Source organism: Oceanobacillus aidingensis, from assembly GCF_042654105.1.
Lineage (GTDB): Bacteria > Bacillota > Bacilli > Bacillales > Amphibacillaceae > Oceanobacillus > Oceanobacillus oncorhynchi.
The window spans coordinates 139,137-163,116 of sequence record NZ_JBHSFT010000010.1 but is presented as its reverse complement, the minus strand read 5'-3'; the positions used below and the strand labels follow the sequence as shown (position 1 = coordinate 163,116).

At 39.0% G+C, this 23,980-nt stretch carries 22 protein-coding genes; 17 read left to right on the top strand and 5 right to left on the bottom strand.

Going from position 1 to position 23,980, the window contains the following annotated elements:
- The first annotated feature begins 36 nt into the window (after positions 1–36).
- On the top strand, positions 37–303 hold the full coding sequence (locus ACFO3P_RS07515; protein ID WP_379542332.1) for a hypothetical protein: 267 nt from the start codon (positions 37–39) through the stop codon (positions 301–303).
- A 76-nt stretch (positions 304–379) separates the two neighbouring features.
- Here ACFO3P_RS07515 and ACFO3P_RS07510 read toward each other — a convergent pair whose 3' ends face one another.
- The gene (locus ACFO3P_RS07510) at positions 380–1,450 is read right to left on the bottom strand and encodes a D-alanyl-D-alanine carboxypeptidase family protein (protein ID WP_379542331.1); all 1,071 of its coding nucleotides are present in this window, start codon (positions 1,448–1,450) and stop codon (positions 380–382) included.
- Between the two features lie 366 nt (positions 1,451–1,816).
- Entirely contained in the window at positions 1,817–3,049 is a 1,233-nt protein-coding gene (pepT, locus tag ACFO3P_RS07505) for a peptidase T (protein ID WP_379542330.1), read from the bottom strand.
- A 300-nt stretch (positions 3,050–3,349) separates the two neighbouring features.
- Between pepT and ACFO3P_RS07500 the strand changes: the two genes are divergently transcribed.
- From ACFO3P_RS07500 to ACFO3P_RS07490, 3 genes are all read left to right on the top strand, one after another.
- Positions 3,350–4,192: a sulfurtransferase gene (locus ACFO3P_RS07500; RefSeq protein WP_042532230.1), complete on the top strand. Its 843-nt coding sequence runs from the start codon at positions 3,350–3,352 to the stop codon at positions 4,190–4,192.
- On the top strand, positions 4,185–4,745 hold the full coding sequence (locus ACFO3P_RS07495; RefSeq protein WP_256705754.1) for a DNA-3-methyladenine glycosylase I: 561 nt from the start codon (positions 4,185–4,187) through the stop codon (positions 4,743–4,745). Before ACFO3P_RS07500 ends, ACFO3P_RS07495 begins: the two co-directional genes overlap by 8 nt.
- Before the next feature lie 163 nt (positions 4,746–4,908).
- Positions 4,909–5,733 carry an aldo/keto reductase gene (locus ACFO3P_RS07490; RefSeq protein ID WP_042532234.1) on the top strand — a complete coding sequence of 275 codons (825 nt, stop codon included), beginning with the start codon at positions 4,909–4,911 and terminating at the stop codon, positions 5,731–5,733.
- A gap of 60 nt (positions 5,734–5,793) precedes the next feature.
- Here the strand turns inward: ACFO3P_RS07490 and ACFO3P_RS07485 are convergent, their stop codons facing one another.
- Entirely contained in the window at positions 5,794–6,336 is a 543-nt protein-coding gene (locus tag ACFO3P_RS07485; protein WP_256705756.1) for an HD domain-containing protein, read from the bottom strand.
- A 281-nt stretch (positions 6,337–6,617) separates the two neighbouring features.
- Between ACFO3P_RS07485 and fni the strand changes: the two genes are divergently transcribed.
- From fni to ACFO3P_RS07420, 13 genes are all read left to right on the top strand, one after another.
- Complete coding sequence (gene fni, locus ACFO3P_RS07480) at positions 6,618–7,667, top strand: type 2 isopentenyl-diphosphate Delta-isomerase (protein WP_042532238.1); 1,050 nt, start codon at positions 6,618–6,620, stop codon at positions 7,665–7,667.
- Positions 7,668–8,475: 808 nt separating this feature from the next.
- A complete protein-coding gene (locus tag ACFO3P_RS07475) occupies positions 8,476–8,928 on the top strand; it encodes a DUF2188 domain-containing protein (RefSeq protein WP_042532242.1) in 453 nt (150 codons plus the stop codon).
- 73 nt (positions 8,929–9,001) lie between these two features.
- Entirely contained in the window at positions 9,002–9,718 is a 717-nt protein-coding gene (locus ACFO3P_RS07470; RefSeq protein ID WP_193064434.1) for a DsbA family oxidoreductase, read from the top strand.
- Between the two features lie 420 nt (positions 9,719–10,138).
- Complete coding sequence (locus tag ACFO3P_RS07465; protein WP_042532246.1) at positions 10,139–10,918, top strand: iron ABC transporter ATP-binding protein; 780 nt, start codon at positions 10,139–10,141, stop codon at positions 10,916–10,918.
- Between the two features lie 575 nt (positions 10,919–11,493).
- Entirely contained in the window at positions 11,494–12,537 is a 1,044-nt protein-coding gene (locus ACFO3P_RS07460) for a siderophore ABC transporter substrate-binding protein (protein WP_042532248.1), read from the top strand.
- A gap of 44 nt (positions 12,538–12,581) precedes the next feature.
- Positions 12,582–13,571, top strand: a complete 990-nt coding sequence (locus tag ACFO3P_RS07455) for an ABC transporter permease (RefSeq protein ID WP_042536011.1) — start codon at positions 12,582–12,584, stop codon at positions 13,569–13,571.
- Positions 13,572–13,605: 34 nt separating this feature from the next.
- On the top strand, positions 13,606–14,631 hold the full coding sequence (locus ACFO3P_RS07450; RefSeq protein ID WP_042536012.1) for an iron chelate uptake ABC transporter family permease subunit: 1,026 nt from the start codon (positions 13,606–13,608) through the stop codon (positions 14,629–14,631).
- 357 nt (positions 14,632–14,988) lie between these two features.
- Positions 14,989–16,479 (top strand): ATP-binding protein, encoded by a 1,491-nt coding sequence (locus ACFO3P_RS07445; protein WP_244882370.1) that lies wholly within the window; start codon positions 14,989–14,991, stop codon positions 16,477–16,479.
- 7 nt (positions 16,480–16,486) lie between these two features.
- A complete protein-coding gene (locus ACFO3P_RS07440) occupies positions 16,487–17,161 on the top strand; it encodes a response regulator (protein ID WP_042532250.1) in 675 nt (224 codons plus the stop codon).
- A 233-nt stretch (positions 17,162–17,394) separates the two neighbouring features.
- Positions 17,395–18,417 (top strand): tripartite tricarboxylate transporter substrate binding protein, encoded by a 1,023-nt coding sequence (locus tag ACFO3P_RS07435; RefSeq protein ID WP_042532252.1) that lies wholly within the window; start codon positions 17,395–17,397, stop codon positions 18,415–18,417.
- Positions 18,418–18,495: 78 nt separating this feature from the next.
- Entirely contained in the window at positions 18,496–18,954 is a 459-nt protein-coding gene (locus tag ACFO3P_RS07430; protein WP_256705764.1) for a tripartite tricarboxylate transporter TctB family protein, read from the top strand.
- 18 nt (positions 18,955–18,972) lie between these two features.
- On the top strand, positions 18,973–20,466 hold the full coding sequence (locus ACFO3P_RS07425; RefSeq protein ID WP_289584768.1) for a tripartite tricarboxylate transporter permease: 1,494 nt from the start codon (positions 18,973–18,975) through the stop codon (positions 20,464–20,466).
- Positions 20,467–20,677: 211 nt separating this feature from the next.
- A complete protein-coding gene (locus tag ACFO3P_RS07420) occupies positions 20,678–21,421 on the top strand; it encodes a SurA N-terminal domain-containing protein (protein ID WP_042532259.1) in 744 nt (247 codons plus the stop codon).
- Between the two features lie 182 nt (positions 21,422–21,603).
- Here ACFO3P_RS07420 and ACFO3P_RS07415 read toward each other — a convergent pair whose 3' ends face one another.
- Both ACFO3P_RS07415 and ACFO3P_RS07410 read right to left on the bottom strand, forming a co-directional pair.
- Complete coding sequence (locus ACFO3P_RS07415) at positions 21,604–22,824, bottom strand: Nramp family divalent metal transporter (protein ID WP_042532261.1); 1,221 nt, start codon at positions 22,822–22,824, stop codon at positions 21,604–21,606.
- Between the two features lie 53 nt (positions 22,825–22,877).
- Entirely contained in the window at positions 22,878–23,819 is a 942-nt protein-coding gene (locus tag ACFO3P_RS07410) for an agmatinase family protein (protein WP_042532262.1), read from the bottom strand.
- Between the last annotated feature and the right edge of the window lie 161 nt (positions 23,820–23,980).

Below are 23,980 nucleotides of genomic sequence, written 5' to 3'. Positions count from 1 at the left end.
ACGATAAAGTGTATATGAAATGGAGGGGACGATGTAATGGAAAATAAAAAGATACCTGCATGGTTTAAGGCAGATATCTTATTTAGTGTGCTAAAGGTATTTGTGTTACTTTTGTTTATGATATTTGTTCTGTCCAGCAATATGGCAATTGGTTCTGTCTATCTGTTTGTGGCTGTTTTTTCTATTTTGTCGCTGGTGCACTTAATTACGATATATAAAACTGCCGGGAAGATGCGGATTCTTTTGATTATTGAAATGCTGCTTATTCCTTCTCTTTTTGTCTTGATTATCCTTATATTTTAAAAATAAGTAATACGCTTGCAGGTTATTTGATAAAGAGCCACCCTGGAAAACTGCTTTCCAGGGTGGCTCCATCTTTTTATTCAGCTTGTTCTTCATAGTACTCTTCCAGTGTAATCCCTTGTTCGGTTATATACTTCGCCGTTTTTTCACCGACATAGCGAAGATGCCAAGGCTCGTATTGGTATCCGGTAATATCTTCTTTACCCTCAGGGAAACGGATAATAAAGCCATATTCCGGAGCATTTTCAGCAAGCCACTGTCCTTCCTCTGTCTCACCAAATGCTTCTACTAACTCTAAATTGACTTCTGCACTGGTAACATCCATCGCCAGTCCAGTTTGATGCTCACTTTCTCCGGGACGTGCACTGTAGGTATTTGCATAATCCTCCCCATTCTGTGCGGCATTCGCTGCAAAGATATCGTCCTGCCGGTCATAAGAGCGGTAGCCGGATTGGGCAAACATTTCTAATCCCGCTTCTTCAGCACCTTCAAATAATTCCTCTAAGGCATGTGCAGCGTTCTCGCGCAGATATTTTTTAGGTAAGTCCTCTGTGAAAGGAAAGGGCACATCTGGTACAATCAAGTCTTCAGGGATATAATCATCCGGAAGTGCAAAGCTTTTATTCACCAGTGATAATTCATCGTATGGATTACCGACAACTTCTGTTCCAGCTTCTGTCACTTCAAGTTCTTCGGGGGGAGGAGCTAAGCCCTCTCCCGGCTCAATACTTTTTTCGTTTTCATAATAAAGCAGTAACTCTTCTCTTGTTGCTTTATCATAGACACCGGAAATAGCTATGTCATCTGTTTGCAATTGAAAATCTGTTATAGCCCAAGTAAGCTCTTCATCAAATTCATCTGTTGCTTCTAAATCATAACCGATGGCATTTAGTGCTTGCTTTAATTGTAATACAGCATCATCTGTATCAAATTTCTGCAGCACCGCATCAGGCGGCTCTGTTTCTTCTTGTTCTGGTTCTTCCGTCTGTTGTCCTTCTGCTTGCTTATCATCTGTATCCTTTTGCTCTTCAGGTGCTGTTTGTTCCGATGCCGGAGCATCTTCCTGTGATGGGGATGACTCCTGTGGTCCGCAGCCAATCAGTACAAAGCAAATCGCTGAAAGGATAATCCAACTAACTCCTTGCATATCATGATAACTCCTTGCTTTTAATAGAATGAAACTCAAACACTATGATCTGCTAACTAATTTTGAAGTGTAGAGTTATTTTATAAAAAATAATTGCAGGTGATCAGTAACGAGAATGGTTTTCCAATCTGTTTTGAGGTATATGATAACTCGAAAAAAGATGAAAACAATCAGCAGGCTGATTCCCATAATCCTGAAATGATGCAGTATAAATTCTGCTTATTAAACAGTGAACGTAGGCTGCATTTCAATATATATTATATGATGTATGGAAGTGAAAAAGAAAGGAAAGTGAAGAAATAATTTCAGGAAAAAGAACAATAAAAAAACAAGAACCAGTGAAATTGGCTCTTGTTTTTCATCTTATTATGCTTTTTTTTCTGCGAATAAACGGCTGATTTCAACAATCGTTTTTGCTGCTTTTTCCATATTATCGATAGAAATATACTCAAACTTGCCATGGAAATTTTCGCCGCCAGTGAACAGGTTCGGTGTCGGTAATCCCATAAATGAAATTTGTGAACCGTCTGTACCGCCGCGGACTGGATGAATAACCGGTTTAATATCAAGATTGTTCATTGCCTGATCAGCAATATCTACAATATGTTTTACCGGTTCAATTTTTTCACGCATATTATAATATTGATCATTCATTTCTAACTCTACAGCATTCTCTCCATATGCGTTCCTGATTTCTTCTACGTACTTTTTAAGGGTGTCTTTGCGTGTTTCAAATTTTTCCCGGTCATGGTCGCGGACAATGTAATAGACTGTTGATTTTTCTACATCGCCTTCTACAGAAATAAGATGATAGAAGCCTTCGTATCCTTCTGTATGCTCGGGAGATTCTTTATAAGGAAATTTATTAATAAATTGCGCAGCCATCTTTCCTGCATTCACCATTTTGTTTTTCGCTGTTCCCGGATGAACACTGTTTCCGTAAAACGTCACTCTGGCAGCTGCGGCATTAAAGCTTTCATACTGTAATTCACCTAAAGGGCCGCCATCCACGGTGTACGCATAGTCACAGCCGAAGCGTTCTACATCAAATTTATGCGGCCCGCGTCCAATTTCTTCATCAGGAGTAAAAGCAATACGGATTTTTCCATGCTCGATTTCCGGATGATGAATGAGGTATTCCATGGCAGTCATGATTTCAGCAATGCCTGCCTTATCATCCGCTCCAAGTAAAGTTGTACCGTCAGTCACCATTAGCTGGTGCCCCTCATAATTAGAAAGCTCAGGGAAGTCTTTTGGAGAAAGGGTGACTTGTAAATCTTCATTCAATACAATATCCCCGCCCTTATAATCGATTACCTTAGGAGCCACCCCTTTGCCGGTAAAGTCTGTTGCTGTATCGACATGTGCCAAGAAGCCAATCGCCGGGATATCCTTATCCGTATTCGCCGGCAATGTAGCCATTAAATAACCATTTTCATCATAAGATACTTCTTCCAGTCCAACTTCCTTCAGCTCATTCTCCAATAGCTTAATCAAATCCCGCTGACCTGGAGTGGAAGGGGTGGCTTGAGAATGCATATCCGATTGGGTATCTATTTTTGCATAGGTTTCTAAACGCTTGATTAATTGTTCTTTCATCAAAATGGCTCCTTCTAAATAAATTTTTGATTGTTCCTTTGAAGCGAAAATTTCTGCTATTCTAATTTTACAACGCTTTGTATATTTTACCATACTCAACACAAAAACCGTATTCATGCGTGTCCAAAAAGTAACGTATAAAGCTTTAAAACAGTAAAAGTATCTGGACGTGGACATGTTTAACAGAGTTTAAGAATACCCTTTATGAAGCTCAATTATTAATTTCTGCAGAAAATTTTTTCTGTTAAAATAAATAAGGAATGATATGATTAGAAAAATAGCATATGGGAGGGTTAGATTTTGAGAAACATCATTAGCGTAGAGAGATTAAAGAAACGTTTACCGCAAAATAATGTCGTTATTGTAGATGTACGATTTGATTTAATGGATGCTGATGCTGGGCGAAAAGCTTATTTACACGGGCATTTACCTGGTGCTGTCTATATGGATTTAAATAGAGATTTATCCGGCAAAGCAGGTAAGCATGGCGGAAATCACCCTTTACCCGATTGGGATTTATTCGCAAATAAACTTGGAAAACTAGGTATCTCCAATGAGACAACGGTTGTTGTGTATGATCAGGGAAATGATATGTTCGCTCCTCGATTTTGGTGGCTGCTTGATTATTTAGGTCATGAGAAGGTATACCTTCTTGATGGCGGATTGGACAGGTGGGTCGCAGAGGGAGGCGAACTGACATCAACGGTTCCCAATCTTCAGCCGACCATCTTTCGCAGAAACGAGAAGGAAAATCGCTATGTTGATATGGAGGAGGTCAAGGAAAAACTTGAATCTGAAGAAACAACGATTATCGATTCCAGAGCACCTGCAAGATATTTAGGTGACGAGGAACCGATGTATGCTCGTGCAGGGCATATTCCGGGAGCGGTCAATTATTTTTGGAAGGGTGTTTTAAAAGAGAACGGTACTTGGAAAAACGAGGAACAGTTAAGAGAGCATTTTTCCAAATTAGATAAAGATGCGGAGATTATCGTTTCTTGTGGTTCCGGTGTTTCGGCATGCCCAAATATTCTGGCTCTGGATAATGCCGGTTTTAAAAATGTGAAGCTTTATCCAGGCAGCTTCAGCGATTGGATTTCGTATGAAAAGAATGAAGTCGCTATTGGTGAGGAAGATGAATAAGGAACGTTGTGCCTGGGTCAGTGAAGAGCCTGTCTATATCGCATATCACGATGAAGAATGGGGACGGCCTGTTTTTCAGGATGATCGCTATTTATTTGAAATGCTGACATTAGAAGGGGCACAGGCAGGACTAAGCTGGATTACAATTTTAAAACGCCGGGAACATTACCGCCGGGCTTTTGACAACTTTGAAGCCGATATTATTGCTGCTTATTCAAATGAAAAAGTAGAAGCATTGATGCAGGATGAAGGAATTATCCGGAACAGGCGTAAAATTGAATCTGTCATTAAAAATGCAAAGGCCTTCCAGCAGATTCAAAAAGAATTTGGTTCATTCGATGATTATATCTGGAGCTTTGTTGACAGAGAACCAATTGTGAACCATTGGGAACGGCATGAGGATGTGCCTGCTCAAACAGATTTGTCAAAACAGCTAAGCAAGGATTTGAAAAAGAGAGGATTTTCCTTTGTAGGACCGGTGATTTGTTACTCTTTTATGCAAGCGACAGGTATGGTAAATGACCATACTAAAAGTTGTTTTTTGAGTGGGTGAAGAGCCAGCTGACCGGGTATTTTTATAAGCGAATCGTATCCTTATCATAGAACCAAGCACATTCCTTTGTTTTATCTGCCTGTTATTGTAAACTAAAAAATGCATTAGGGACTATTGTGAAACAAACAGAGATAAAATCATTTACAGGAGGTCATCCAGGAATATGAATTACATTACACTTAATAATGGCTTAGAAATGCCGCAGCTTGGTTTCGGCGTCTGGAAGGTAGAAAATGAAAAAGCTATCCCTGCTGTGGAGCATGCATTAAAATCAAATTATCGTTCCATTGATACAGCAAAAGTTTATGGGAATGAAGAAGGCGTTGGACAAGCAATTGCAAACAGCGGTGTCCCTCGTGAAGAAATCTTTCTTACAACAAAGGTGTGGAATGCAGATCATGGTTATGATGAAACCTTAAAAGCTTTTGATGCAAGCTTAGAAAGACTGGGTACAGACTATGTGGACCTTTATTTGATTCACTGGCCGACCCCGGAGCATGATCAATATATCGATACGTATAAAGCGTTGGAAAAAATCTATAAAGACGGCAAAGCAAAAGCGATTGGCGTCTGTAATTTTGAAATAGAGCATTTAGAACGTTTACTAGACGAATGTGAGGTTGTACCGGCTGTAAATCAGGTAGAGTGCCACCCATACTTGCAACAGAAAGAATTGCGTGCCTTTTGTAAAGAGAAAGGTATTTATGTAGAAGCATACAGCCCTCTCATGAATGGAAAAGATGTCTTAAAAGATGAAGCGCTAAAACAAATTGCTGAGAACAAAGAGAAAACCATTGCGCAAGTTATTCTGCGCTGGCACTTACAGTCTGATTTGATTGTCATTCCAAAATCAGTAACACCTTCTCGTATCGAAGCTAACCTGGATGTGTTTGATTTTGAATTAAACGAAGAAGAAAGAAAAACAATCGATGCGCTGGATCGTAATATTCGCAGCGGATGGCATCCGAATGAAATGAATTCACGTTAACAAACTACAATTAAAAAACACCTTCTTTCATTTATTTAAAGAGAGAAGGTGTTTCCTTTATTATTTGAAAAAACGTTTAACAGCCTGTTCAAACTCTTTAAAATAAGAAGGAATCTCATCCGGAGATAAATGAGCATACATTTCTTCTGCGATAGCCTCGTTGTACCATTTTTGCTGCTTGTACCCGGCGTTAAAGTTCTTCCAGATATCATCGCCGAGCTGTTGATGCTCTTTTTCCAATTCTAAAAGATTATCTAATTTATCCGCAATAATCAGATATTTCACTTCCTTTGGAGCATCTTTTAAATGTTCCACTGTCGCTTTTTTTCTGTCCCACCAAGACTTTGATTTATCCTCCGTATGAGAAGCAACAAGGTCAGCAATTTCTTTTCCGAACTGACGTTCAATGTCCTCGATGCTGACATTGGTATCCTCAACAACATCATGCAAGTATCCGGCGCTGATTAAATCATCGGAACAGCCTTCTTTTTCTAGACGTTCTGCAACACGAACAGGATGGGTTATGTACGGTTCATTTGAATTTTTACGTGCTTGACCTTGATGTGCTTTTGAGGCAAAAGCTTTTGCATTATCTCTTTTCATTATATCCTCCTAAAAACTTAAATAAGTAGTCCTATTATAACAGAAAATACAGATATCAACTGAATTTTTTCTTAATGAAGGACAAATGAACGTGAACTTTTGAAACAGCATCATTTGCCTTTCAATTATTGCAGGAAACAAGTACACTAGATGTAAAGATAACGAAGGAAATTAAAAAATCACACCTATATTTATTTAAAAAGCAGGGGGACGAATAATTGAAAATGCCTTTACTCTCTGCAAAAAATAGTTTGATAATTTGAGATAAGCGAGGGACATTCATGGAAAAAGGAATTAACCAACGTAAAACAGAACATATCCGCCTTTGTCTGGAAGGAGACGTAGAGGGTGTAAATAAATCTACAGGATTGGAAGGCATTCACTTTCTTCATAATGCTTTGCCGGAAATTGATTTTGCTGATATTTCATTGAGAACATCATTTTTAGGCAAAGCGCTGCAGGCGCCATTTCTAGTCAGTTCCATGACTGGCGGATCTGAACTGGCGACCACAATCAATCAAAATTTGGCTAGAGCGGCAGAACAAAAAGGCTGGGCACTGGCAATTGGTTCGACAAGAGCATTTTTAGAAAGTGAGCAGCATAAGGATTCTTTCCTTATTCGCAGACAGGCGCCAACTGTGCCATTAATCGTAAACATTGGCGCTGTCCAATTAAATTATGGCTATGGAGCAGAGGAATGCCAGCGTATTATTGATAAGACAGAGGCTGATTCCATCGTTCTTCATTTAAATTCATTGCAGGAAGCTGTGCAGGACGGCGGCGATTTGAATTTCAAAGATTTACTGCCAAAAATTGAACAGGTTTGTAAACAGGTGGAAGCGCCAGTAGGGGTCAAGGAAGTAGGATTCGGCATTGACGGGGAAGCTGCCAAAAGATTGTATGATGCGGGCATCTCTTATATTGATGTTGCTGGAGCGGGCGGAACCTCCTGGAGCCAGGTGGAAAAGCTGCGCTCGAAGGACCCATTAAAGCGGGCAGCTGCGGAAGCATTTAATAACTGGGGAAATCCGACCAAGGATTGTCTGGTCACTGTACGCAGTGAGCTTCCTGAAGCGCCTTTAGTTGCCAGCGGAGGCATGAAAACAGGCGTGGATGCTGCGAAGGCAATTACGATTGGGGCAGATATTATCGGGTATGCCAGACATCTGCTCCAGGCAGCCACAGAATCAGCAGAAGCCGTTGTTCAGACAATGGACCAATTGGAATTAGAGCTGAAGATGACGATGTTTGGCGTTGGCGCAGCCGATTTAAATGAACTAAAAAATACAAAGCGTGTATCCATTAATGGAAAATCGCTGTTAGATGCATAATTTGCAAGCTAGAAGGTGTGGAGAATTCCACGCCTTTTTATTTTAGGTCCCGGAAATATACCCTGCTTCCCGTGACCCCTGAGTTCATCTCCTTTAAAGAAGACTTAGCGATTGGCAAGCCGAGAGGCGTAGACAGAGCTAAAGTCGCACTTATGCGCCAAGGGTAAAAAAAGAAATTCACTTTTTTCCTGTTGGATCTTCACCCTGGGACTGCGATTACCAATGTTGTCAGGTTAGTGAATTTTCTTAAATACTCAACTTTCGCACCTAAGAATAAGCAAATATATCTTGCTATTCCAAGATGAACATGTTCTTCATTACCATGCTTGCATTTTGGTGAAATATCCGGCCTTTTTGAAATTGATGATGGTGCATAGCTCTGCTCCGGCCAACCACGCCGCTTTCCGACGTACAAATGTTTTCGATGGGACGAGTAATCGCAACCCCAGGAGTCACGGGTTTAGCCTGCAAACCACTTAGAAGTCTGCGTGGTTGGCCTGCGCTCTGATAGGATTCTACAGCGAATGAAAGAAATAAGATTTTAATGAGCTGAATGAAATAGCAGCTTTCGTCTGAACAATCCAATCATAACAGTATGGATATGAAATACAGGGAGTCGCTTCCATGCACAGAAAGTAATCTTGACGGAACATTTTACCATACAGCAAGAACACCGATGCTTAAAGGCCAAGTGACGTTTTAGAAGAAATAATTGGCTATAAAAATGTTTAATGTGTTTTGAAAAGGGAAAAGTCCTTATAAAATGACCCTTACAGCTACTTACACTACGGAAAAAGGAGGCATTTTAATGGTTTGGACAATGAATGATTATCCAAGTTCAATGAAAAACCTAGAAAAACCTGTCCGTAAAAAGGCCATTGATATCGCAAATTCAATGCTGGATGATGGCTATAAGGAGAACAGGGCAATTCCAATAGCTACGGAGCAGGCTAAAGAATGGTATAAGAACGCGGATAAAGAAGAAATTCAAAGCTATGAAAAAGGCGGAAAACCGACCCAGCGCTCAAAGGAAGGAAAAGAAAAAACAAATAATCCGGAGCGGCTGGAGGAGGGAGAGGAAGTCTATAAGCAGGAAGAAGGATGGGCTGTCGGCTCTTCCGGTTCCAGTCAGGCAAGTGAACGATTTGATACAAAAGAGGAAGCGGTGAAAAGAGCGAAAGACATTGCTAAAAATAAAGGAACCTCCCTGACGGTTTATCGTGCAGATGGGACGGTTGAAGAGACTCGCAAATATGACTAAAGAAGGAATGCAGATTACTTTGTTCCCAGGTTTCCTTATGCTAAAATAAGTGAGGAAATTGAGGTGAAGATAAATGAAAGTTGAAATTTGGTCTGATTTTGTATGTCCTTTTTGTTATATCGGAAAACGCCGGTTTGAACATGCCTTGGAAAAATTCACACATCGTGAACAAGTAGCAGTTCAGTTTAGAAGCTACCAGCTTGATCCGGATGCACAGCATCTTCCGGGAAAGAACTTCGCAGAAACTTTTTCTGAGCTGAAGGGAATGTCTTTAGAACAAGTATATGAAATGAATAAACAGGTAGCGGAGCAGGCAGCAGAAGTAGGCTTGACCTACCGCTTTGATACGATGAAATACGGGAATACATTTGACGCGCATCGAGTTGCTAAATTAGCTGCCGAGAATGGAAAGGAAGCGGAACTGACAGAACGTTTTTTTCAAGCCTATTTTACTGATTCCGAACAGTTGAGTGATAAAAAGACACTGATTCAGTTAGCGGAAGAAGTGGGTTTGGAGAGAGTGTGTGTTGAAAATGTATTGGACAGCTGTAAATTCCGTAATAAAGTCAATGAAGATATAGATTTGGCAAAGCAGCTTGGTGTCCAGGGCGTTCCTTTCTTTGTTTTTAATGAAAAATATGCCGTGTCCGGTGCACAGCCAGAAGAAGCTTTTACACAGGTACTTGAAAAGGTGTGGCAGGAAGAACAGGAAACGCCTGTTTTGCAATCATTGAACCCAAATGAGAATAAAACCTCCTATTGTACAGGTGATGGTTGTGAGAAAAAATAAACGTAGTAATCTATTCCATATATACCTGTAAATGAATGGGAGTACCCTGATTGAACGAACTATTATCAATAAATTTGACGAAAAATTGAACAGAATAATCAAAAAAACTGCCGGAAACGGCAGTTTTTTTGATTATCGTCATATTTACATAAATCAGCCATTGACGATGGCTGAAAATTTGATATACTAGGTATTGTTGTCTAATTGATAATGAATATCATTCTTATTTAGAACAATTAGAACTTGATAATAATTATTATCTAGATTAATTTAAGTAAAATTTCAGGATAAGAAAGGTTGATGTATTTTTGGTGGAAATGCCTTATATTTAATGAAGCTTTACACTTAACTACATTAGCTATCCTTTTTTCACATACTTCTATTTTATTATTTAATACTTAAAGAAAGTAGGGCGATGACATGATTGATATTAAAGGATTGACAAAGAAATATGGGAATAAATCTATCGTAAATGATATATCGGTTCAAATTCAGCCTAATAAAATTACATCGTTTATCGGACCAAACGGTGCAGGGAAATCAACGCTGCTTTCCATGGTAAGCCGTTTGCTTGATGCAGACACAGGAGATGTATTACTGGACCAAAACAATGTAAAGAATATGAAATCAAATGAATTTGCGAAGCGCATTGCCATTTTAAGACAAGCGAATTTTTTCACTGTGAAACTGACGATTCGCCAATTAGTATCCTTTGGCCGTTATCCTTATTCGAAAGGCCGTTTAAATGAAGAAGATAATCGGATTGTCGATCAAGCCATTGAATATTTGAATTTAACAGATATCCAGCATAAATTCTTAGATGAGCTGTCTGGCGGTCAAAAGCAACGTGCGTTTATTTCCATGGTTATTGCCCAAGACACGGAATATATTTTATTGGATGAGCCGTTGAATAATTTGGATATGAAGCATTCTGTACAGATTATGAAAATATTACGCAAGCTTGTCGATGAGCTGGGGAAAACAGTTGTGATTGTATTGCATGATATTAACTTTGCTTCGGTTTATTCAGATCAGATTGTAGCTTTAAAAGAGGGGCGCCTGGTAAAAAACGGTCCGACACATGAAATCATTAATTCAGAAGCATTAAACGAAATCTATGATATGCATATTCCGGTCCATATGCAAAACGGCTGTCGTTTTTGTGTATACTTTGACTCACATATAAGTAAAAGCGGCTAATTGTTTAAACCCTATATATGATGGGTAAATCCAATAATTGCTTTCTTAAAAATGTCCAAACCTTATGCTTTCTCAATGAATATATCTTTGCTAGTATAACTTAACTTGAGCAGGTGCAGCTGCTTGAAAACGATTGATTTGATCCATGCGTACTCCTTTTGTCAGGAGTACGCATGTCGATGATGTTGAAACATCGTTTTTCAACCAAATAGTTTCACATTCTCATGAAAATCGTGTTTAAGCGGTTTCTTTCCATTGTTTAAGTAATTATTCTCATCTGGATTGTCGCAATTGCAGTTGAGAATAAAACGAGAATAATGGAATTTTTAATTGGTGATAATCGTACAAGAGATAAGATTAAAAAATACAGTTGACAATGTTTTTTTATTTGATATACTTTAAACAAGCTAATTGAGATTGATTATCATTATCAATGTGTTAGGTTATATCAATGCACTATAGTAAAACAGGAATTATTTTTTTAAATCAAGCGCAAAATATAATGCGGGTATTGATTTAATCAATCCAATAGTCTGCTCATCAAAAAAATATACATAGGGGAAGAGGTAGGAGAAATGAGAAAATCAAACTTTTTTAAGTCAACGTTTATTATAGCAATATTCGCAATTTTTGCTTTGGTGTTGGCTGCTTGCTCCGATTCAGGCAGTGAAAACGAAGAAGCCGATGACCAAGGAAATGAGTCTGCTGAAACGGAGGGTTCTTCTGAAGATGCAACGGTTGAAATTACGGATGCTCACGGAACCGTTGAAGTTCCAGTAAATCCAGAGAACGTGGTAGCTTTAGATAATAGAACGTTTGAAACATTATCTGATTGGGGAGTTGAATTAGCTGCTGCTCCAAGAGATTTAATACCTGAGGATATACCTTATGCAAGTGATGAATCAATTGAAAATATAGGAAACCATCGTGAACCAAACCTTGAACTTATCGCAGCTGCAGATCCTGATCTTGTTATTGTGGGCCAAAGGTTTGGAGGATTTTATGAAGATATAAAAGAATTAGTGCCAGATGCAGCAGTTATTGATCTTAATTTTGATGTTTCTGAGGAAGCTGACACCCCCGGAGAAAATTTAGAGAACGGATTTAAAGATATTACAATCTCTCTTGGACAAATTTTTGATAAAAACGAAGAAGCTGAACAATTAATAGCTGATTTTGAACAATCCATTGAAGATGCTAAATCAGCTTATAACGGGACAGATACAATCATGAGTGTTATAGTATCTGGAGGAGATATTAATTTTGCAGCTCCTCATTCCGGCCGGGTTTGGGGCCCATTATATGATATTTTCGATTGGACACCGGCGTTAGAAATTGATCAAGCTTCTGCAGATCACCAAGGTGATGATGTTTCTGTTGAGGCTATTGCAGAAACCGATCCTGATTGGCTTTTCGTCATGGACCGTGATGCTGCTGTATCATCTGAAGAAGAAGCAAGTCCTGCTCAAGATGTAATCGATAATGCACCTGCTCTTCAAAACACAAAAGCTGTTTCTGAAGGACAAATCGTTTATGCACCGGCAGACACGTATACAAATGAATCTATACAAACATTTACTAAATTATTTGAAGATCTTGCAGAAACTTTAGCAGAGTAATTTAGAGGGGTATAACTATAGTGCTTAAAAATACAAAACAAAAAATGTTTGGGGCTGGGAATTCTCAGCCCCTGCATTCTAATCATCAAAAAATATGGACAAAGCCTTTTATATTAGCAATCCTCATTGTTATTATTTTAGGCGTTATTTCCATGTCTGTCGGAGTTTATGACATACGGGGACGCGAAGATGGAATGGATATGTTTTTCATTACCCGTATCCCAAGGACAGCTGCACTCATGCTTACTGGGGCTGCAATGGCAATGTCTGGACTCGTCATGCAGCTTATTACACAGAATCGTTTAGTTGAACCTACCACAACAGGAACGATTGAATGGGCAGGCTTGGGGTTGGTTTTCGTTTATTTATTAATTCCCGCACCATCTTTAGTTGAAAGAATGACTGGAGCAATCATTTTTTCCTTTATAGGAACGATGGTTTTCTTTTTGTTTTTGAGAAGAGTTAAACTTCGTTCGTCTTTAATTGTTCCGATTATTGGGATTATGCTTGGCGCAGTTATTTCAGCAGTTTCCACGTTTGTCGGGCTCGTTTTTCAAATGTCACAAAGTGTTGAAACCTGGTTTGTAGGTTCTTTTGCATCGATTCAGGTTGGAAGATATGAATATTTATGGCTGATTGTTGTAGTTACTTTTCTTATTTTTATCTATGCTAATAGACTGACACTAGCTGGATTAGGGGAGGATGTTACAAAAAGCCTTGGAGTAAGTTATAATACAATTGTTCTTGTTGGTACGGCTCTTATTGCTGTTGCAGTTGGAATTGTTGCCGCTGTTATTGGAAACTTACCATTTTTAGGTTTGATTGTACCAAATATTGTTTCCATGTTTAGAGGCGATGATTTAAGAAGTAACCTGCCATGGGTATGTGTGTCCGGAATGGCGGCTCTAACCGCCGCTGATATTATATCCCGCACCGTTATCATGCCATTTGAAGTACCTGTATCCTTGATACTTGGAACGGTGGGCGCAGTTGTATTTATTGTTATTTTATTAAGAAGAAGGAGGCTGGGATAACGAATTGGAATATACTAATGAAAAAAATGTCAAAATGAATTCTAGCCTTCTTAAAAATGATAAACCATCTAAAGCTTTTCGTTCTAAAAAGGAGGAAAGACGTTATTGGATACTGTTGATAACGCTTATTGGATTAGGTATTCTTTCTTCGTATGGACTTTTAGTTTATAATAACCCGGTTCCAGTAGACTCCCCTTCCTTTATCCCAGTTGCTAAAAGAAGAATGGTAGCTATTGTTTCCATGATTATTGCTGCAGTTTGTCAGAGTCTGGCGACCGTTGCATTCCAATCGATTACGAATAATCGGGTGATCACTCCTTCGCTTTTAGGATTTGAAGCACTTTACTCCACAATACATACGAGTACCATGTTTTTCTTTGGTACCACGGCATTTATAGGTTATATGGGTACTGGATCGTTTTTATTTCAAGTAGCTATTATGGTCGCGATGTGTTTGATACTGTATGGGTGGTTACTTTCCGGAAAGTATGGAAATTTACAACTTATGCTTTTGGTCGGTATCATTATTGGAACAGGACTAAGGTCTTTATCAACGTTTATGAGAAAACTGCTTGCGCCTTCCGAGTTTGATATTTTACAGGCAAAGCTGTTTGGATCTGTTAATAATGCGGATGCAGCATATTTTCCGATTGCGATTCCGATTGTCATCATCGTAGCAGTTCTTCTTCTTGCGTATTCTAAGCGATTGAATGTATTATCGCTCGGAAAAGAGATTTCTAGTTCATTAGGATTGAATCATAAATTTAGTATCATTTATGTTCTTGTACTAGTTTCTATTTTAATGTCCATCTCAACGGCTTTAGTTGGACCGCTTACTTTCTTTGGTTTTTTGGTTGCAACGTTGAGTTATCAGTTAGCACAGACGTATGACCACAGATATATTTTTCCTATGGCTCTTGCTATTGGTTTCTTGGTATTAACTGGTGCATATTTTATTATGAACCATGTATTTAATGCGCAGGGCGTCGTTTCCATTATTATTGAAATTGCTGGCGGGCTAACATTTTTAATTATTATCTTAAAGAGAAAGACGTTATGATAAATAAATTTAAGTTTATTCATATTTTATATCCTCAAACTTGTTAAAAGCAGTATGTGATTGCATTCAACAGGTTTGAGGATTTTTTGTGCGGTCTGTCTATGGGGACATTCTATAAATAGAACTTTTTGGTAAAAAATGCTCTCTTTTCTTATTTTAATTTTTAGAAAATGTAGATAGTACAAATAAAGGTAGTATAATAAATAATATAGTAAACGCTTACCATAGGAGGTGATTATAATCATAAACCGGTTAAACCAAGTAAATCTACTCACCAAGATTCTTGTACTTATTATTGGACTAATCTTATTTGTAACCATATTACTAACGGCTTTTTACAGCTATATGGAAGTAGAAATGACGGAGGAGGAAATTGGTGAACAAGCTTTACAAACAGCGCAAATGGTAGCAAATATACCTTCCATTCGTGAAGGTTTTTCACAAGCATCACCTGAGGAAACGATACAGCCGATCGCTGAAGAAATGAGGAAATTAACAGGGGCTGAATTTATTGTTATCGGAAATACGGAAGGGATTCGTTATTCTCATCCGGATCAGGATAAGCTGGGCAAAAACATGGTAGGAGGCGATAATGATGCGGCGCTTATAGATGGTGAATCCTATGTTTCGCGCGCAGAAGGAAGTCTGGGACCATCTTTAAGGGGAAAGACACCTGTCTGGAATTATGAAGGTGACATTGTTGGTGTTGTTTCTGTCGGATATATGATAAAAGATATTAATGCAACGATTTTATCAAATATTAAAAAATTAATTCTGCCTTCTGTCATTGTACTATTTGTGGGAACAATCGGCGGACTGCTGCTGACTCGAAATATTCGCGGTCAATTAATGGGATTTGAACCTCATAAAATAACTTCTTTGTATCGTGAGAGGAATGCTATTCTTTCAGCGATTCACGAGGGAATGATTGCAGTTAATGAAGATGGAGTCATTCAATTAATGAACCAATCTGCTGAGAAATTGCTCAGCGGCAAGCAAAAGGCATTTTTTAATCAGCCAATTTCAAAAGTTCTGCCCGAGCTTCCATTATCCTCACTGATTAAAAACGGACAAGTATGCCGTAATAAGCAAGTGGAAGTAAATGATCGGCATATCATATTTAATATGGTTCCCATTTATAATCAGAACCAAGTAAGGGGGGCTGTATTAAGTTTTCGTGATAAAACAGAATTGAAAGAAATCATTGATACCTTAGGAGAAGTAAGAAGTTATTCCGAAGAACTCAGAGCACAGACGCATGAATATACGAACCGGCTTTATGTACTTTCAGGGATGCTCCAGCTTGGAAATTTTGAAGAAGCAATTGAATTGATTCAAAAAGAGACACAGACGGTAGAAACGCAAAATAAAATCGTATACGACCAAATCAGCGATAAAACGATACAGGCTATTTTATTAGGAAAGATAGGGAAAGCCTCCGAGTTAAAAATTAATTTCCTGATTGATGATTATAGTTCCCTGTCCGAAATGGCAGATTATATTGAACCGACAAATTTGATTACTATTTTAGGCAATGTGATTGATAACGCTCTGGATGCTGTGAGAGAGACAGAAAACGGAACGGTCCAGTTTTTCTCAACGGATATCGGTCATGACTATATTTTTGAAGTAGCTGATAATGGAGTTGGAATTGGTAAAAAAGATATCCATCGTATTTTTCACCGCAGATTCTCCACAAAGGATAAAACAACGCGCGGGTATGGATTAGCTATGGTTAAGGAAACAATTGAAAATCTAAACGGCAGAATTGAAGTCAAAAGTAATCTGGCTGAGGGAACCATTTTCACCATATTTATTCCCAAGCAACAGGCGAAAAAGACGGGGTGATGAATGTATGATACAAACGCTGATAGTAGAAGATGATTATCGTATCGCTGAGATTCACAGTGAATTCATCGAACATCTCGACAATGTAAAATTGGTTGGCAAAGCATTAAATGGAAAAGAAGCAATTGGATTTGCAGAAAAATATCCAATTGATCTGGTAATTCTGGATCTCTATATTCCAGATATTTCAGGCTTGGAGATTTTAGAGGAATTACGAAAAATCCAAGGAGAAATTGATGCCATTATTATTTCAGCTGCATCCGAAAAAAATATGATTCAGCGGACAGTTCGTAAGGGTGTTTTTGATTATATGATTAAGCCGATTAAACAGGAGAGGCTCATTGAGTCCATTAAACGCTACCAGTTATTTAATGAGCGTTTTAGTAATGAGGAGACGGTTAATCAGCATTTTTTAGATAATCATTTTGGGTTAAAAGGAAGTATAGAAATAGAAGCGCAGCGGACACCAAAAGGAATTGATCCTTTAACCTTAAATAAAATTAAAAAAAAGATTGATCAAACTAAAGAAGGAGTAGCAGCAGAGAAAATGGGAGAGCACATAGGTGTTTCCCGCACAACAGCCCGGCGTTATCTGGAATATCTTACTTCTTTGGGAGAAATAAAGGCAGACTTGGCATATGGGGCTGTTGGCAGACCGGAGCGCAGATATTATCGGTTATAAAACAAAACTTCACTTAAGCTGAAGTTTTACGGCAGTTTATATGAAAAAAATTGCAGGGCAGCTTCCTCTGCAATTTTTTTCTTTTTAAAACAAATGGATAGCGTGAACGAAATGAACAAAATAAACAGAAAGAAATCATTGTGATTAATTTTGAAAACGTTTACATAAATGTGATGCATCCTCTATAGTGTTTTTAAGACAGAAAATAAATTCATAAAAGGGGAGAAAGAAGAATGAAAAAGTTGTTACTTATTGCCTTATTCTTTTTTATTATCGTACTAGCTGCTTGTGGAAACAGTGATGATGCAGATGCTGGCGAATCAGGTGATTCAGGAGAAGGCGGAAGCTGGGAGCCGGAAGAAAGCATAGAAATTGTGGCACCGGCCGGAGCAGGGGGCGGCTGGGATACGACTGCGAGAATGGTTGCTAAAGTATTGGGTGAAGAAGGAATGATTGAAGAGAATATCGGTGTTGTGAATAAAACTGGCGGCGGCGGAGCTGTAGGATGGTCCTATATCGCTAATTATGAAGGAGATCCGCATAAGTTATTTGTTGCCTCCCCGCCGATTATATTGATTCCATTGAATGGGCAATCGGAATACGGTCATGAAGACTTTACACCGCTATCGAATCTAATTGCTGATTATGGCGCATTTGCAGTTCGGGAAGATGCGGAATGGGATGATTTAAATGATCTGTTCGAGGATATGAAAGAGGATCCGGAAAGTGTAACCGTTGTTGGTGAATCAGCTCCGGGAAGTATGGATCATATCCAATTTGTACAGATTGCAAAAGCTGCAGGGGTAGATATAACAAAAATCAGATATGTTTCTGCGCAAGATGGAGAATCACTTACGCAATTGCTGAATGGCAGTGTCGATGTATATTCTACAGGGATGGCTGAGACGGTAGAGCAAGTAAAGGCAGACAATATTAAAGTACTGGGTATTACTGCTCCTGAAAGATTAGAAGGAGAGGTTATCGAGGATTTCCCAACGGCAATAGAACAAGGAATTGATGAAACGTTTGTTAACTGGAGAGGCTTCTTTGGACCTCCAGGAATGGATGAAGCTTCGATTGCTTATTATGAGGATAAATTTAAGGAGTTGAGTGATTCAGAAGCATTCGCAGAGATTCGCGACCAGTTTGGCTGGGATGAAGAATACATGGGGCATGAGGAATACAAGGCATTCTTGGATGAACAAAAAGAACAGGTGCAAGTATTGTTAGATGATTTAGGTTTAAATAACGAATAAGATGCGCAAAGCCAATGATTCGGTATCCATCTGTTTCATTGGCTTTGCCGCCAATTAATTGGATTTGAGGTGATTGCATTGTTAAAGTCAATAAACAGCCGGGTAAGTCTGGTGTTGCTCGTTATTGCTATTGTCTATTTGATTTTCTCGTATCAGCTGCCGTCCTACGCTTATACGGAGGTAGATGCGGATGTTATTCCAAAAGCCTTGGGGTGGCTGTTAGTCTTTTTAGCAATATTATTATTTTTTTCAAAGGATAATGAGACAGAAGCGCAGCGACAAAAAAGAAATATACCTAAAAAAGAAATCGGGATGCTTCTCGGCGTTGGCGCACTCATATTTATATATATTTTCCTTTTAGAAATACTCGGGTTTATTTTGGTATCAGCACTTTTTATTTTTTTCTGTTCGCTGTTTTTAGGGTATAGAAGCCATATCGTTAATGGTATTGTCTCTATTGCATTTTCGGCTTTTATTTATTTTGTTTTTACTTCGCTATTACAGATATCTTTACCATCAGGAATCTTACCTTTATAAAGAGGGAGGGGAAATTTTATGGGAGCTATGGAAGGAATGTTAACAGGGTTACAAACAGCATTTAGTTTGCAAAGTATTTTTTTCGTTATGATAGGGGTATTTATTGGAACGTTTATCGGGATGCTGCCTGGTTTAGGTCCAATTAGTGCAATAGCTGTGATGATACCAATTACATTTGGAATGGACCCGACGGTTGCATTGATTATGATGGCAGGTGTTTATTACGGAGCCATTTTTGGAGGGTCTACATCATCTATTTTATTAAATGCTCCAGGTGTATCCGGAACGGTAGCTACTTCCTTTGACGGATATCCAATGGCGCAGCGCGGAGAAGCAGGGAAAGCTTTAGCGATAGCGGCGATAGCATCGTTTGTCGGCGGAACGGTGAGTGTTGTGCTGCTTATGCTGCTGGCTCCGATGCTTGCAAGCGTGGCTATTTCCTTCTCTCCGGCAGCTTATTTCGCTTTGATGCTGTTGGGATTGACTGCGATTTCGAGCTTATCTGAAGGCTCGACAATAAAAGCATTAATTTCTGCTGTAGCTGGTTTTATGGTCGTCACGGTAGGAATAGATGCTCAATCTGGAACGCAGCGGTTTACATTTGAGAATACAAATTTATTAGACGGTCTTGACTTCTTAGTAATTGCGCTTGGGTTATTTGCTTTGGCAGAAGTGTGTACGTTGATATTAAATAGAAAAGATAAATCGATTCAAAATGCACATAAAATCGGCAGTTTGAAATTAAGCAAACAGGATTGGAAGGATATGACCGGGCCCATGTCCAGGCATTCTATTATCGGGTTTATCCTGGGAGTGCTTCCTGGTGCAGGAGCAACGATTGCATCATTTATTTCCTATATTACGGAAAAAAGAATCTCTAAAAATCCAGAAGAATTTGGAAAGGGTTCTGTCAAAGGATTAGCCGCTCCGGAAACATCCAATAATGCTGCAACCAGCGGCGCATTTGTACCGCTGTTAAGCTTGGGGATTCCTGGATCTGGAACAACAGCTGTATTATTAGGCGCTTTCTTAGTACTGGGCGTACAGCCTGGACCACTATTGATGACCGATCAGCCTGATATATTTTGGGGGGTCATCGTCAGTATGTATATTGGCAATATCTTTTTGCTTATACTGAATTTACCGTTAATTCCTTACATAGCAAAGATATTAATGGTGCCCCGACCGCTGCTGATTTCATTGGTTGTTATGTTTAGTATGATTGGCGTTTATGCAATCAGCTTCAATACGTTCGATTTATACATGCTGCTGCTATTTGGCGTCATCGGATTTTTAATGCGGTTATTTTCATTTCCTGCGCCGCCATTTATATTGGCATTTATCCTGGGAGGAATGCTGGAGCAATCCTTCCGTCAATCGATGACGATATCGAATGGAAGTTTGTCTATTTTCTTTCAAGACCCGATTGCTCTCAGTATTTTAGCAGTAGCGGCATTATCTTTATTCATTCCATTGATTTCAAAAGTTAGAAAAGGAAAGAAAAATAATTAAAAACCGGTTCTGCTTCATATTATATTTCCGGGTCAACCTAAGCAAGAGCAGCGTAAAATCCTGCTCTTGCTTATTTTAAAGAATAAAAAAAGTCAGACAGACTCATACTGTTATAGAACTGTAACAAAAATTAATGCTTGAAAACTTGAAACAGGGAAAGCATGTATGATTGAATGGAACATGACAAATCAAAAAAGCGAGGGATGTTTCAATGAAGAAACTGTCACTAACAATATTGATGATAATCACCATGCTTCTAGCAGCATGCGGAAATGATGATAACGAAGGCGAGCAAGAAGGCGCTGAACAAGGACAAGAGCAGCAAGAACAGGGAGAAGAGCAAGCCGCACCGCAAGAGCCGGATCCGGTAGAATTCTCTGATGATGAATTTTTAGATAAAGAGGAACCAGTTGTTGTTGTAAATGGAGAAGAAGTGAATGGAGCAGCGTATAACGCAGCTTATTCTCTAGTAAAATCAATGTCTGCTCAATACGGTCAGGATGTTTCAGATTTAGAAGCAGTACAGGATCAAACGATTGATTATCTTGTAGAACAAGAGCTTATTATGCAAGAAGCAGAAGATGCCGGTATCGAGGTAAGTGATGAAGAAGTGCAAGAAGAAGTAGATGCGGCGAAAGAAAGCGGCGGAGAAGAAGGCTTTCAACAATCACTGGAGCAGTTAAATTTAACAGAAGAACAATTTGCACAGCAGCTCAGATTTGATTTAGCAACACAGCAATATATGGAAGAAGAAGTAGATACAGAAGTAACAGATGAAGAAGTGCAGGAAATGTATGATCAGTTATCTGCACAAATGGGTGACCAGGAAATGCAAGACCTGGATGAAATTAGAGATGATGTGGAACAAATGGTTATCCAGAACAAACAGCAGGAAGCTTATACCAATAAAGTAGATGAATTAAAAGAATCTGCTGAGATAGAGGAACAAATTTAAAACTTTCTAAAGATGAAGCAATTTATTTTTAGAAAGCAGCAGAGAGAATTTTTTCTGGGAAGGATCGTCAGGGTCGGCGAATGATTGCCTGATACCAGACAGGATGAACCTTTACAGAAGAAAAAAATCTCATGAATAAAAAAGGAAGTGATTCTCCAAAGGGAGAGCACTTCCTTTTTTTCTTATAAAAAGCTGCTGATAGCATCTACTAAACTGTACGTACCGAGAAAGAAAACAACCGCAGTAACCAGACCGCCAATGATATTTAACCATAATGGATTTACGTATTTCCCCATTGCATTTTTCCTGTTCACAACTACCATGATGAAAACTGCAATAAGCGGCAGGATGATTCCATTTAATGCTTGTGCGACAAGCAATACTTCTAGAGGTTCAAAACCAATTGCAGAAGTGATAATTCCTAAAATAATGACGACACTAAAGACCGTTTTATATTTCTTATTAGCAAATCCGCCTTCCCATCTCATAAAGCTGCTTACAGTCACCGCAGCGCCCATAGGAGAAGCAATAGCAGATGAAAAACCGGCTGCAAAGAGACCGATACTAACAAATATTGGAGCTAAATCTCCCATCAGGGGCTCTAATGGGGAAGCAAGCTGTACCACGCTTGTCACCTCTGTACCTTGGATTAATGCACCAGCTGTAATTAATATTGCTGCGGTAATAATACCGCCCACTGTAATGGAAAGGATGGTATCTGTTCTTACTGCTTTTAAATCCTTTACATTGTTCCATTTCTCACTCACTGTAGAAGCATGAATAAAGAAGTTATAGGGAACAACGGTAGTACCAATTAAAGCAATAATCATCAGAATAGATCCGTCTGGAATCGATGGAATAAATGCTCCGTCAAGAACGTGGAGAACGTCAGGTCCGGCGACAAACATCGTGGTAATAAAGGTGATACTCATAATAACGATTAAAAAAATCATGACTTTTTCAATAAATTTATAACCGCCAAGTAAATTGAGCATTAAAATAATAATTCCGATAATTGGCGCAACATAATTTTCAGAGATGCCGGTTAAGTAAGAAACACCTAGAGAGGTTCCTAATAAATCTCCGCTTATGTATGCGGCACAGCCTACACAAACCGCAATAAGGACAATCCATACGGATGCGAATTTTAGAATTTGATTCTGGAATAATTCGCGAATGTTTTCTCCTAAGCCCTGTTTTGTTACAATTCCAATTCTGGCTACCATTTCCTGCAGGAAAATCGTCGCTATAATGGAGAAAATAACTGCCCATAATAAAGCAAAACCAAATCCTGCCCCTGCTCTTGTCGCAGTCGTTACTGTACCGGGGCCGATAAAAGATGCTGTAATGATAGCACCCGGTCCAATGATTTTGAGCTTCTCAACTAATTTTGATTGCGCCAAGTAAAACGCCTCCTTTGTATGATAAGCAGGAAGGGGAAGCTCCCTTTTCCTGCTTACTTGGCTTGCCCGCCATGAACATGACCGGCCAATACATACAGCACGGCTGTCGATACAAAATGTGCTGAATTTTGATTGAAATCCTGCTGCGGATAGACCTCTACAAAATCCATCCCGCAAAGGCCGCGTTTAGCAAATTCATAAATCATTGTCAGAAGCTCATAGGAAGTCAATCCATTTCCGTCCACTGGTCCGCCCGGATTGAAAGCAAAATCAAGCACATCACTGCAAATCGTCAAATAAACAACATCAACGTCCTTGGAAGCCATCTTATAGATTTCATTTGCATATTTCTTTAAATCACTTTGCTCGCGGATGTCATTGATGGTTATCGTTACAGCGCCGGCTTCATTTGCATGCTTGCCTGTTTCCGGTTTATTACGCGGGCCTTTGATTCCTGTATGAATCAAGCTTTCGTTACGTACACCTTCCGTTTCATATAAGCGCATAAAAGGGGTGCTTCTGGCGAACTTATCTCCTTCATGATGCGGCATATTATCATAATGGGAATCAAGGTGAATAATACCTACTTTTTTGCCTGTGTTGGTCAGGCCTTTTACAATCGGATAAGTAATACCGTGGTCTCCGCCAAGTCCGACTAGAAACTTCCCGCTTTTCCACAGATTTTCTGCAAAGTCCTCAATTCGATTCATGGTTTCCGGTACATCATGAGGAACGATGCTGACATCGCCGACATCGCCTAAACTTAGATGGTCTTCTACATTGATATGGTCTAATTCCGGCAGATATGTACTGTATCTGGCAGAGGATAAACGAATTTGCTTTGGACCAAGCTCACAGCCCGTATAATCTCCCCATGTACAGGCGCCTTCCCAAGGTACGCCATAGATTAGTACATCGGTATCAGGATTCTTTTGGTTTGTCAGATTTCTCGCTCCTAACAGCGGCGGTGTATTGCCATAAATATTTGTGCTCATTATCATTCTCCTTTTTTGAATAGAATTCGTTTTATCTGTTAATTCTTAAACAATCATAGAAAATAGATTGTTTATCAAGCCACCGGAATAAGGACAGATTTAAAAATATTCCTTATTTTATATATACACTTCTGAAAAATATATAAACCTTAATTTTCGCT